This window comes from Coriobacteriia bacterium (genome assembly GCA_013336165.1).
Classification (GTDB): domain Bacteria; phylum Actinomycetota; class Coriobacteriia; order Anaerosomatales; family JAAXUF01; genus JAAXUF01.
Genome location: JAAXUF010000008.1, coordinates 21461 through 34055 on the forward strand (window position 1 = coordinate 21461; position 12595 = coordinate 34055).

12 protein-coding genes are annotated in these 12595 nt (G+C 62.7%); all 12 read left to right on the top strand.

Annotation, left to right across the window (positions count from 1 at the left end):
- Positions 1 to 2 precede the first annotated feature (2 nt).
- The 12 genes from HGA39_06875 to HGA39_06930 all read left to right on the top strand — a co-directional run bounded on the left by HGA39_06875 (position 3) and on the right by HGA39_06930 (position 12592).
- On the top strand, positions 3 to 1214 hold the full coding sequence (locus HGA39_06875) for an AI-2E family transporter (protein NTW29068.1): 1212 nt from the start codon (positions 3 to 5) through the stop codon (positions 1212 to 1214).
- Entirely contained in the window at positions 1211 to 3835 is a 2625-nt protein-coding gene (gene alaS, locus HGA39_06880) for an alanine--tRNA ligase (GenBank protein NTW29069.1), read from the top strand. The genes HGA39_06875 and alaS overlap by 4 nt, the downstream gene beginning before the upstream one ends.
- Positions 3836 to 3849: 14 nt before the next feature.
- Positions 3850 to 4293 carry a Holliday junction resolvase RuvX gene (ruvX, locus tag HGA39_06885; protein ID NTW29070.1) on the top strand — a complete coding sequence of 148 codons (444 nt, stop codon included), beginning with the start codon at positions 3850 to 3852 and terminating at the stop codon, positions 4291 to 4293.
- 100 nt (positions 4294 to 4393) lie between these two features.
- Complete coding sequence (mltG, locus tag HGA39_06890; protein ID NTW29071.1) at positions 4394 to 5422, top strand: endolytic transglycosylase MltG; 1029 nt, start codon at positions 4394 to 4396, stop codon at positions 5420 to 5422.
- Positions 5422 to 6393, top strand: a complete 972-nt coding sequence (locus HGA39_06895) for an ABC transporter ATP-binding protein (protein ID NTW29072.1) — start codon at positions 5422 to 5424, stop codon at positions 6391 to 6393. The genes mltG and HGA39_06895 overlap by 1 nt, the downstream gene beginning before the upstream one ends.
- Positions 6390 to 7124, top strand: coding sequence for an ABC transporter permease subunit (locus tag HGA39_06900; protein NTW29073.1), 735 nt, complete (start codon positions 6390 to 6392; stop codon positions 7122 to 7124). The genes HGA39_06895 and HGA39_06900 overlap by 4 nt, the downstream gene beginning before the upstream one ends.
- Positions 7121 to 7774, top strand: a complete 654-nt coding sequence (locus tag HGA39_06905; protein NTW29074.1) for a hypothetical protein — start codon at positions 7121 to 7123, stop codon at positions 7772 to 7774. Before HGA39_06900 ends, HGA39_06905 begins: the two co-directional genes overlap by 4 nt.
- 11 nt (positions 7775 to 7785) lie before the next feature.
- The gene (locus HGA39_06910) at positions 7786 to 8277 is read left to right on the top strand and encodes a YqeG family HAD IIIA-type phosphatase (GenBank protein ID NTW29075.1); all 492 of its coding nucleotides are present in this window, start codon (positions 7786 to 7788) and stop codon (positions 8275 to 8277) included.
- 37 nt (positions 8278 to 8314) lie between these two features.
- Positions 8315 to 9214 carry a shikimate dehydrogenase gene (aroE, locus tag HGA39_06915; protein ID NTW29076.1) on the top strand — a complete coding sequence of 300 codons (900 nt, stop codon included), beginning with the start codon at positions 8315 to 8317 and terminating at the stop codon, positions 9212 to 9214.
- A gap of 3 nt (positions 9215 to 9217) precedes the next feature.
- The gene (gene tadA / locus HGA39_06920) at positions 9218 to 10891 is read left to right on the top strand and encodes a Flp pilus assembly complex ATPase component TadA (protein ID NTW29077.1); all 1674 of its coding nucleotides are present in this window, start codon (positions 9218 to 9220) and stop codon (positions 10889 to 10891) included.
- A gap of 147 nt (positions 10892 to 11038) precedes the next feature.
- Positions 11039 to 11413 carry a hypothetical protein gene (locus tag HGA39_06925; GenBank protein ID NTW29078.1) on the top strand — a complete coding sequence of 125 codons (375 nt, stop codon included), beginning with the start codon at positions 11039 to 11041 and terminating at the stop codon, positions 11411 to 11413.
- Between the two features lie 15 nt (positions 11414 to 11428).
- Entirely contained in the window at positions 11429 to 12592 is a 1164-nt protein-coding gene (locus tag HGA39_06930; GenBank protein ID NTW29079.1) for a DUF4388 domain-containing protein, read from the top strand.
- Positions 12593 to 12595 lie beyond the last annotated feature (3 nt).

Below are 12595 nucleotides of genomic sequence, written 5' to 3' on the forward strand. Positions count from 1 at the left end.
TCGTGATCACACCCGAGCAACGCTATTCAAAGTGGCGCACCACGGCGGTCATCGCTTGGGGGTCTATCGGTATTCTGGTGCTCATCGGCGCCGCCCTCGTCGGGATGTCGCACATTGTGAATGCGCTGGTTCCGTTCGCCCTCGCCCTCCTGTTTGCCTTCCTAATGCGTTCGCCCATCAATGCGCTTGTTTCCCGGGGCTGGTCGCGCGGACTCGCCGCGCTGACTTGCATTCTGACCGTGTTCATTGTCATCGGAGGAGTGCTGACGTTCGTCATCCCGCCGATAGGGCGTCAGACGGTCGCGTTTGTCGGCGACATACCCAAGTACCTGACTCAAGTTGAGAATCTGATCGCGAGCCTCAGCGCCCGGTTTACCTTGGCGACCCTCCCTACATGGGTCAGCGACATCTCCACGGCCATCAGCGATCAGATGTCAGGGGTCGCGCTTGCGGCTGGGAACGGAATCGCAAAGGGTGTTGTGTCTGCTGGCAGCACCATGGCGACCGGAGTCTTCGACATATTCATCGGTTTCGTGATCGCCTACTGGATACTGAGGGATCTTCCCAAGATCCGCCAGGAACTGGCAGTCTTGGCGGGGCCCAAGTACGAAAGAGATCTCGAGCATGCGCTGGCGACGATATCTCGCGTGGTCGGCGGCTACCTGAAAGGTCAGACCATCGCATCGCTGGTTACCGGAACACTCGCGACCATCGGACTTGCGATACTTGGCGTGCCGTATGCGCTTGTGCTGGGACTAATGGTGTTCATCCTCAACTACGTGCCCTACATTGGGCCGATGATATCGGCTCTGGTCGCCGGTCTTGTGGGCCTTCTTGTGGGCCCATGGGTGGGAGTCGGCGCTGTGGCTGTGGTCGTTGTCGCGCAGAACGTCACCGACAACTTTGTGACGCCCCGCGTCATGTCCGAGCAAGTCGACCTGCATCCGACGCTCGTGATATTCTCGCTGCTCGTCGGCGGAGCGCTTTTTGGCATTCCGGGCATGGTGCTGGCGATCCCCGTGGCTGCAACGGCGAAGGGGCTGTTCGTCTATTACTACGAGCGCAAGACGGAGCGCTCGCTGGTCAGCGACGACGGCGCGCTATTCCGCAGGCAGGCCGGTCCGGCGCCTGAAGAGCCACGAGTGGTGCAGGACGACGAATCGGCCGCTGAGACACCTGATGACATTCAAGAGAGCGCGAGGAACGATACGTGAATTCGGTGGACATACGTGAGAAATACCTTTCATTCTTCGAGAGCAAGGGCTGCCGCAGGCTTCCGTCATCTTCGCTGATTCCGGACGACCCCTCACTGCTTCTGACCACGGCCGGTATGGTGCAGTTCAAGCCTGTGTTCCTCGGCGCGAAGAACCTCGGGTTCACACGCGCCACGACCGTGCAGAAGTGCGTCCGCACCACCGATATCGACATCATCGGTACGACGGGGAGGCATCACAGCTTCTTCGAGATGCTCGGCAACTTCTCCTTTGGCGACTACTTCAAGTCCGAGGCGTGCGCTTGGGCGTGGGAGTTCTCGACCGGTGTTCTCGGGCTGGATCCGGACCGTCTCTGGGTCTCGATATTTGAAGACGACGACGAAGCCGAGAACATCTGGATCAACGAAGTCGGTGTTTCCGCCGATCGGATCGTACGGATGGGAGCGAAGGACAACTTCTGGTCGGCCGGACCTACGGGCCCCTGCGGACCATGCTCCGAGCTCTACTACGACCAAGGGCCTGAGGTCGGTTGCGGCAGCGCCGAGTGCGCGGTCGGGTGCGACTGCGACCGATTCCTTGAGTATTGGAACCTCGTCTTCATGCAGTACGACAGGGCCGAGGACGGCACGCTATCGCCCCTGCCCAAGAAGAACATCGACACCGGCATGGGCCTTGAGCGCATCGCCGGCATTCTGCAAGGCGTGCGCTCGAACTTCGAGACCGACATCCTGCGCTCGCTGATGACGCTTGCCGGGGAAATCACCGGTACCCTGTACGGCGCGGGCGAGAAGTCTGACACCTCGCTGCGCATCATCGCCGACCACGCTCGCGCGGTGACGTTCCTTATCGCCGACGGCGTCATCCCGTCCAACGAAGGCCGGGGTTACGTGCTTCGCAGGCTCCTGCGGCGTGGAGTGCGGCACGGCAGGTTGCTCGGGGTCGAGGATGCGTTTCTCGTGCGGCTCGTCGATCTCGTCATCGAGCTCATGGGTGCCGCCTATCCCGAGATTGTCGAGCATCGCGATCTCATCGAAGGTATCGTGGAGAGCGAAGAGGAGAGATTTGGCGTCACGCTTCGTCAGGGCATGGGCTTCCTCGAGACGGAGCTCGAAAGGCTCGCCAACTCCGGCGGCGGCACGCTGGACGGCAACACAGCGTTCGCGCTTCACGACACCTACGGTTTCCCGTTCGAGCTGACCGCCGAGATCGCCGCCGAGAAGGGCGTCGCGGTCGACGTCGACTCCTTCACTAGCGCGATGGAAGCGCAACGCAATCGTGCTCGCGCGGCGGTCAAGGACGATTCGTGGACAGCTTTTGGCGGCGTGGCTGCTCAGGTCGCGAAGGAGCGCGGCGCAACCGACTTCGTGGGGTATGAGCACGATGAGACCGCTGCGCACGTCATTGCGCTCATTCGCGGGGGTGAGCGCGTCGAGGCGCTGCTGGCGGGCGAGCTGGGCGAGATCGTGCTTGACCGGACCTCGTTTTACGGCGAGCAGGGAGGTCAGGTCGGCGACATCGGCACAATCACCGGTGACGAGGCGGTGTTCATCGTCGAGGACACGAAGATAGCGCAGGGGGTCATCACGCATCTGGGCCACGTCGAGTCAGGGACCCTTCATGTGGGTGAAGACGTGCATGCAGTGATCGACGTGTTGCGCCGCGAGCGCATTCGCAGAAACCATACGGCGACCCATCTACTGCACTGGGCGCTGCGGCTCGTTCTCGGCCAGCATGCCAAACAGGCCGGTTCATACGTCACTCCCGAGCGGCTGCGGTTCGACTTCACGCACTTCGAGGGCATGACGCGCGAGCAGCTCGACAAGGTCGAACGCCTGGTCAACGCCAAGATCTTCGAGAACCATCCCGTCAGGGCATACGAGACGTCGATCACATTCGCGCGCGAATCCGGCGTGACCGCGCTGTTCGGCGAGAAATATGGCGAGTTCGTGCGCGTGCTCGAGATAGGCAACTTCTCCAAGGAGTTGTGCGGCGGCACTCATATCGCACGGACCACCGAAATCGGCCTCGTGAAGATCGTCTCGGAATCCAGCGTGGGGGCCAATCTGCGCCGGATCGAGGCGGTTTCCTCATTCGATGCTTATGATCTCGTCCTGCGTGAGGAAGCTGAGCTCATCGAAGCTGCCGATCTCCTGAAAGTGCCGCGATTTGACACGGCGGAACGCGTGAGTGCTCTCTTGACGCACAGCAAGGAGCTTCAAGCCAAAGAAGGCTCGCGTCTGCGTGCTGTGGCAGACAACGTCGTTGACGAACTGTTCGGGCAGGCCGAGAACGTCGGCTACCCGGTGGTTATCGCGCAGGTTCCGTCGGTAGATGCCAAGGCGATGCGCGCGCTCGCGGATTCGTTGCGCAGTCGCCTTGAAGGCGGTGCGGTCTTCCTCGCGACCACCGAACCCGCTGGCGGCACCCCACTGCTGCTGGCGGCCGGCTCCGATGAGGCGGTTGCGGCCGGTTTCGACGCGGGTGCCGTGATTCGCGCTGCGGCCGTGGCGGTCAAGGGTGGCGGCGGCGGAAAGCCGCAGATGGCGCAAGCCGGCGGCAAGGACGCCGCGGGCATCGATGAAGCGCTTCGCATCGCCCGCGAGACCCTCGGCGCGAGATAGGGGCTGAGGCGCGCATGCGCGTGCTGGGTCTTGATATCGGCGAGAAGCGGATCGGAGTGGCCATTTCCGACCCTTCTGGGCGCGTCGCAATGCCGCTCGTGGTACTGGATGCGAAGGCTGTACTTCGGGACGGCGGCGAGCTGGTTCACCTCATTGCCGACTACGAAGTGGAGTCTGTCCTGATCGGATTGCCGCTCTCGCTCGATGGGAGCGAGAACCGGCAGGCAGAAGAAGTTCGCCGAGCAGGCAGAAGGTTGGCTCGGTTCTTGCCTGTTCCTCTTGTGTACTTTGACGAGCGGTTTTCCTCGGCCGAGGCACGCCGCGCGATGAGTACGGCGGGGCTCTCGGACCAAGAGCAGCGCGGGCGGGTCGACATGGTCGCCGCGTCACTTTTCCTGCAGGCCTACCTGGATCGTCTCGCGTGCAGCGGGAAGAGCGGAGAGCTTCAAAATGGTTGAGGAAAGGCCGAGAAGGCATCGGAGAAGCGCCGTGTCCACACCGGTATCGGAGCCGCGGCGGCAGCAACGCGAACCGCGCCGTCGGTCGAAGAGAACCGTTGTGGCAGCGATCCTTTCGCTGGTGCTTGTGGCCGTCTTGGCGGTTGCGCTTATCGCTTGGCTCGGGTTTTTCCGGCCGGAAAGCTCGCTTGCGGCTGGCACGAATGTCACCGTCACGATAAGCAGCGGCTCCAGCACGTCCGAGATCGCGCGCGTTTTAGCGTCAAGCGGCGTTGTGGCCAACAGCAACATGTTCCTGTGGCGTGTGCGTCAGATGAACGCGGGTTCCGACCTCAAGTCGGGGACCTACCAGCTCGCGGCCAAGATGCCCTACGAGCTGGTCATCGACCGCCTCAAGGCGGGGCCTGAGAAAGTGGTGCTCGACACCATCACAGTTACAATCCCGGAAGGCTTCAGGCTCAAAGACGTCGCTGCGCGCGTAGAGAGCAAGCTCGGCATTCCGGCTGCCGACTTCCTTGCGCTCGCGAGCAAGGGCGCCGAGAAGTTCTCGGCGAAGCACCCTGCCGTCAAGGGCGCGTACGGCGGGTCGCTGGAAGGCTTCCTGTTCCCCAAGACATACGAGTTCGAGCGCAGCGCGACGGCTACCGCCGTGATCGAGACGATGCTCGCGCAGTTCGACAAGGAAGTCGCCCAAGTCGACATGACCGCCGCGAACAAGGCCGGTTACTCGCTGTCCCAGATCGTGACGATGGCGTCCATCATCGAGAAGGAAACCAAGCTCGATGAGGAACGGCCACTGGTGTCTTCGGTCATCTACAACCGGCTCGCCCTCAAGTGGAAGCTGCAGATGTGTTCTACGGTGCAGATTCTGCTCCCCGCCGAGAAGTTCCGGTTAAGCGACCAGGATCTCAAGATTGTGAGCCCCTATAACACGTACCTGAACAACGGGTTGCCGCCGGGACCGATCGCGAACCCCGGTCTTGCGTCTCTCAAGGCCGCCGCGAACCCCGCGAAGTCCGACTACTTGTATTATGTGCTGACAGGCAAAGACGGCTCTCAGACGTTCGCGTCTAACGACAAGGACTTCCAGGCCGCCAAGAAGAAGTCGCTGGAGGTGTTCGGGCAGTAATGGGTGTAGGCGACGGTGGGGAATCGCTTCTGGCCGTACTGATAAAAGACGCTCGCAAGGACTACGGAAAAGCCGCCGGCGGACGCCGCGAAGCGGTCAAAGACGTGTCGCTCGCGGTTTCGCGCGGGACGATCCATGGGCTTCTGGGTCCCAACGGCGCCGGCAAGACCACGACGCTCAAGATGCTTCTGGGCCTCGTTCGCCCGTCCGGCGGACGATTCGAGATCCTCGGCGTGCCGGCAGCACAACCTGAAGCGCGCGCCCGGGTCGGCTTTCTGCCCGAGCAGCCGTACTTTCCCGCCCAGCTGACGGCCTCTGAGGCGATGACGCTCTATGGCCGTCTCGCGGGCTTAACTCGCTCAGCGATTGCCGAGCAGACCGGCGATCTCTTGGATCGTGTGGGACTTGATGGCCGCCAGACGACGCAACTCTCGAAGTTCTCCCGCGGCATGCTCCAGCGCTTGGGTCTTGCCACGGCACTTCTCGGCTCGCCTGAACTGCTGGTCCTCGACGAGCCGGGTTCCGGCTTAGATCCCATAGGACAGCGCGACATCCGCAACCTCATGCTCGACTTCAAGGCCGAGGGCGTCACTGTCCTGCTGTCTTCGCACCAGCTCTCTGAGGTCGAGGCCGTTTCCGACGAGGTCACGATTCTCAACCGCGGCCGAGTCGCCGCTAGGGGCCAGATCGATACGCTGCTCAATGTTGCGGGCCAGGTCTCGGTGACCGCTCGCGGCGAAGGCTCACTTCCGGTGGCTGTGACCGACGCGGTTACCGATGTGGCCGTCACGGGCGCCACGTCTGTCTTCTCGGTGCCGTGCGGCCGCGTGCGCGGTGTTGTGGATGCTCTAGATGATGCCGGCTGGAGCCTCGTGTCTGTGGCGCCCAAGCGTTCTTCTCTTGAAGACTACTTCGCGCGGCTGCTTGACGACTCCGCCGAGGACGTCGGTAAGGGGGGTGACGCCCGATGAACAAAATCCTAGCGATCGCCGCGGCCGTAATTGCGGATGCGGTTCGGCGCAAGGTGGTCTGGATCGTTGTGGTGTTTGGCGCCCTGCTGGCAATCGCGGTTCCCAGCCTGCCGAGTTACGGTGTGGGCGTGGTCTCGGCTGTGTATCGCGAAGTCTCCATCGCGCTGATGTGGGTCGCGGCGCTGGTTGTCTCCCTGGCGCTTTCCGCCACACGGATTCCCGCCGAGGTCGAGCATCGCACCGTCTTCAACGTGTTCTCGCGCGACGTGCGACGATGGCAGTATCTGACCGGGACGTGGCTCGGCATGTTCGCAGTGGTGGGCGTGGCTTTGGTCGCGTTTGCACTGATGACGATCGGCATCGGCGCGCTGCAGTACCAAGAATTCATGTGGAGGCTCTTTGAGGCGGCCTTTGCAGTGTGGCTTGAGATGGGCGTCGTGATCGCGTTCACCGTGATGATTTCGAGCGTCATGGGAGCTGTGACCTCCGTCGTGGCCGCCTTGGCGTTCGTGTTCGTGGGTCATTCATACGTCAGCCTGCTGCAGATTCCCGAGACGCAGCGCGCGCCGTGGTGGATCCCGGGGCTCGACGTCTTCAACGTCATCAACCCCGTGGCGCACGGAACCGGCTACGGGCTCGTCTATGCAGCTTCGATGGTGCTGGTGTTCGCGGGCTGGATCGGGCTGCTGCTTCTCGGCGGAGGGGCGCTGTTCTCGAGGCGCGACCTGTGATCGCGCGCACCTCGCAGTCGGCACGGCTCGCGGGCGTTGTCGCCGCCGTGGTCTTGGCCGCGACGCTGGTGGGCTCACAGGCGCTGGCCGGAGCACATGCGCCGGCAGGGGGGGTGGCCTCCACCGGAAAACTCGTGGGTCAGACGAGCTCGGCGTATCTGGGCGGGCTGCGAACTTTCGCGGCCGCCGTCCTGTGGAACCGGATCGATCCCCAGTTCCATCAGTACTACGGGGCGTCGTTTGACGAGAGTTTTGGAACTTTCACGCCAACGGTGCGGATGGTACAGGCCCTTGATCCGCAGTTCATCCAAGCGTACTACGTTGCGGCATACTGGATCGCACGCCACAAGAGCGTGCCCGAGGGGCTTCAGATTGCTGAAGAGGGGATCGATAACAACCCCCAGTCCGGACTCATGCGCGCCAACTACGTGCAGATCGCTCTGTTGGCCGAGACGCCCGACATGACCGAGATCATGAAGCAGGCCACGATCGGCATCGGCGCCGACATGCAGTGGGCGAGCCACGCCGATGAGTTCGAAGGCCTTGGCATCTTCTCGGCCGCATTCAACATCTCCGGTGATACTGCGACTGTGGCTAAGCTCAAGGCACGCCAGGCGGCGCTGCCGGACGACCCGGTTTCACCCGAGTAGAGAGGCTGCAGTTGACCCTGTCACCGGATCACTACCTTCGCGCGGTTAGCGACATCGACCTTGACGCTTTGGCGGCTCAAGGCATCGACACGCTCCTGATCGATCTCGACAATACGCTGTTGCCGCGCGATACGAGTAGGATCTCGGACGAGGCATTCGCTTGGGCCGCCGAGATCAAGAGCCGGGGCTTTCGTGCCTGCCTGGTCTCGAACAACTGGCATGATCGGGTGTTCAATGCCGCAGACTCGCTCGGGTTCGAACTCGTCTCGAAGGCGATCAAGCCGTTGCCGTTCGCATTCTTGATTGCGCTCAAGAAGACGGGGTCGTCTCGGCGTCGGGCGGCCGTGATCGGCGACCAGCTTTTCACTGATATCCTCGGCGGGAAGATGCTGGGCATGAAGACGATTATGGTGCTGCCACTTTCGCCCAGCGATCTTGCTCACACGCTGCTTCTTCGCCGCCTGGAGCGAGTGGTTCTGGCGGGACGGCAGCCGCTCCCGTAGGATGGACTGTAGCGTCCTCGTAAGGAGCCGACGAGAAGTGCCTCATATCAGCGGGAAAACGAAACTTGCCGGCGTCACCGGCCGGCCCTTGGATCACTCGCTTTCGCCTGCGATGCATAACGCGGCGTATGAGGATCTCGGCTTGGATTGGGTGTATGTTCCGCTTGAAGTCTCCGACGAGCGCGCGCTGGCCGATCTGGCGGCGGCGGTTCGGGTCCTCCCGTTCGTCGGATTCAATGTCACCATGCCCTACAAGCAGGCGATGCTCTCTTTGTGTGACGAGGTATCTTCAGAGGCGCGCGCGGCAGGGGCCGTCAACACGGTTTCACACGCCGACGGTTGGCTCATCGGTCACAACACTGATGGCATCGGACTGCTTGAGTCACTGCGAGTTGATGCGGGCTTCGATCCGGCAGGCAAGCGAGTGGTACTCCTCGGCGCGGGCGGTGCCGCGCGCGGCGCGCTGGCGGTCCTGTTGCTTGCAGGATGCGAGAGCGTGACCGTCGTCAATCGCGACATGTCGCGAGCTGAGGCGCTCATCGATGACATGGCGTCGTGGATCGGGTCGGCCGCGGTGGATGCCGCGGAGCTCGGCGACGCCGCCGAGCAGGTCGCAGATGCGCACCTCGTCATCAACGCCACGCCCTTGGGGATGCGTCCCGATGACGCGAGCCCCGTGCCCATCGAGTGGCTACATGCCGGTTCCGTCGTCCTGGACATGGTGTACGGCACTCCGCGCCAGACGGCGCTTGTCGAAGGCGCACGCTCACGCGGTGCGATTGCGGTCGACGGTCTCGGCATGCTGGTGCACCAAGGGGCCGCCGCCATCGACATCTGGAACGCGGCTGCCGAGGGGCCACGCGCGTCGCGTGACGTCATGCGCCGAGCGGCAGAAGATGCGCTTGCCGTGCGATTCCAGCCCGAGCCGAGAGGGTAGATCATGGCGGTCACCCGAAGCACACGGCTCGGCAGGATTTTGGTCGGATCCGGTCTGATCAGCGAGAGCCAGCTTGCACAGGCGCTTGCGGTTTCGGGCGACCGGCCGCTGCCGGGCGTCCTGGAGGAATTGCATTTTGCGAGCGAGATCGCCGTGGCCAAATCGATTGCCGAGGTCATGCACGTCGATTTCATCGACATCGCGTCATACGATCTTGACCCGAATGCGGCGATCACCCTGAAGCCTGATCTGATGAGACGCCATCGCGTCTTGCCGGTGAAGATGCAAAACGGCGACCTCATTCTGGCGATGGCCGACCCGGCCGATCTGTTCGCGCTTGACGACGTTCGCATCGCCACGCGTAAGGAAATTCACCCGGTCGTCGCAGTCGAGCGCGACCTTCTGGCGGCCATAGAGCGTTTCACGGCCTCGCAAACCAACGTGAGCGGGATGGTGGGAGATCTTGAGGAGAGCGTCGGCTCGAACCTCGAAGACGAAGAGAGTGCCGAGGCGGGCGCGGAGTCGCCGGCTTCGCGTCTCATGAACCACATCGTGACAGATGCGATTCGCCGAGGGGCCGGCGACATCTACATCGAGCCAGGCGAGAACGACATGCGTATCCGGTTTCGCATCGACGGGGTATGTCAGGTGGTCGACGTCTTGCCCAAGAAGCTGCACCGCCAGCTCGTGAGCCGCCTGAAGATCAGCGCCGGTATGGACATTGCCGAGAGGCGCGTCCCGCAGGACGGCCGCTTTGGCGTCACCCTCGACGGCAAGGCGATCGACTTTCGAGTCGCCGTTCTCCCTCTGGTCTACGGCGAGCTGGCCGTGCTTCGGCTACTCAGGCGCGATTCGATCATGATGTCGCTCACGGACCTCGGCTTTCTTGAGCATAACCTCAAGCAGTTCCTGAACGCTCTCGCGCTGCCGTACGGCGCGATCCTTGTGACCGGGCCGACCGGCTCGGGCAAGTCGACCACGCTCTATGCTGCGATCAATGAGACGAGCGATCCCACAGCCAACCTCATCACCGTCGAGGATCCGGTCGAGTATCAGCTTGCAGGTCTTTCGCAGGTCCAAGTGAACGAGAAGGCCGGGCTCACCTTCGCCGCAGCACTGCGCTCGATTCTTCGCCAAGACCCGGACAAGGTGATGATCGGCGAGATTCGCGACAAAGAGACCGGCACGATCGCGATCGAGGCCGCACTAACCGGCCACTTGGTGTTGTCCACGCTACACACCAACGACGCCCCCTCGGCGATCACGCGTCTGACCGAGATGGGCATTGAGCCGTTCCTCTCGGCGTCCGCGCTCACGCTGGTGATGGCACAGCGTCTTGCCCGGCGCCTGTGCCCCGACTGCAAAGAGGTGTATCGGCCGGATGAGGAAGCCTTGCGCCGAATCGGGTTCCCGTTCGAGCCGGGCAAGGTCCCGCAGCTGTATCGGGCGCGCGGGTGCCGCAAGTGCGGCGGGGTAGGGTACCGGGGGCGTCTTGGAATCCACGAAGTCATGACGATGTCCGAGTCGATCCGCCAGCTGGTGGTCAGCCGAGTTTCCGCCGACGAAATCGCAAAGCAAGCTGTGCGCGAGGGGATGCTCACTCTGCGAGACGACGGATTCGCGAAAGTGGCCATGGGTCAGACGTCGATCGAAGAAGTCCTGCGCGTCGTAGTCTGATCCGGCCCGACACCTTGAGGCCTGCAGTCGACGGACGTTGTGCCTGACCCCCCTTCGTGAGAACATTCGAGCGCGTCCCGACACTTGCCGATAATCGAGTGGACCGGGCACACACCGTTGGAGACGAAGACCGAAAGGTACTCTGGGATGAATGCAGTACTTGAGTCTCTCATCGGAAGCGAGCCTGAGATAGAAGCTGCGGCATTTGTTCGAGGCGACGGCGCTGTCGAATCCTCAACCTTCCGTTCGAAGGCGCAGGAATCTCGCATCGGGGCAATGGCCGCAGCGATCGTTGATGTGTGCAATCGTGCTTCCGCCGAAATCGGCCGAGGCGAGCCGACGGAGGTGGCCATCGCGGGTGCGGACGGCTACGTCGCGATTGTCTCGGCGAAGGATGATAGGTACTTGGTATGTGCGACTTCCTTGGCGGCCGACGTTCGTACCGTGTTGGCAACCATGCGGGTGGTAGTGGATTCGAGCCAGACTGCCGGAGAGTGCGTCTCGCCGGCTCAACAGGGGTAGGGGCGAGCGCTCCACATGGCACTGCGCGGCAATCTTCAGGATTTCAGCCTTCCGGATATCTTTCAGCTGGTGTCATACAGCAGAAAGAACGGGGTGCTACACCTGCACGGTGCTGACGGCCTTACCGGTGACGTCATGTTCCGAGAAGGCCAGATCGCCCATGCTAGGAGCGACCGGTGGAAGGAGCCGCTGGGCGAGCGGCTTGTACGTTCGCGCAAGATATCGCGCCAAGACCTCAAGTGCGCTCTCGAAATCCGAGATCATGGCGACTCGGATGACAGGCGTCTCGGGCGGATCCTTATCGACACCGGCTGTGCGAGCGAAGATGTAGTCACGGACTTCGTTCGCGAGCAGGTACAGGAGACGGTTTTCGATCTCATGCAGTGGGAGGAAGGCGACTTCAGCTTCGAAGCGACTTCCGATGTCGTGGACGAAGATGTCGGCCCGGCACTCTCCATCGAGAACATCATCATGGAGGGCAGCAGGCGGCTGGAGGAGTGGACCACCATCCGACGCAAGATCCCGTCGGCCGAGGTGGTGCTGGGGTTGGCTATCGCACCAGGGGACGGCGACGTCGACATCTCACTGAAGCCCGCTGAGTGGGCCCTGATGCCGTTCATCGACGGCCGACGCTCTGTCGCTACCATCGCATTTGAGTCCGGGCGCACGGAGTTCGAGGTCGCCAGAACGCTCTACGGGTTGCTGGGCGCCGGGCTGCTCGAGTTCGCCGAGACCGATGTCGACAGCGAGCAGGAGCCGCAAGCCGATCTCGCTGTCGTGACCGAGGAGCCGGTGCCCGCACAGGAAGAGGCGGAACTCGAACCGGAACCCGAACTAGAGCCGGAACCCCAACCCGAGCCGGTCTTCGTGATAGACGAACCCATCTACGAGACACTGCCGGTGGCCGAGCCGGAGATGCCGGCGGTCACCTCGCCTGAGGATGTGCCGCAAGGTCCACCACTCGCCCTCTTTGACGCCGAGCAGCCCGAGCCGACACCGGTATCCTTCGAGGGACTCGGCGAAGAGTTGTCTGCTCTGACTGGTGCAGAGCGCCGGGTGCGCCCGGAAGCACGGTCAGCGCCGGAACCGGACAGCCAACCCCGGGAGCCGTTGCGTTCCCGTTCTCAAATCAACAAGGACACTCTTCTCAAGGTCATAAATGGCCTGCGGAAGCTGTAGAGA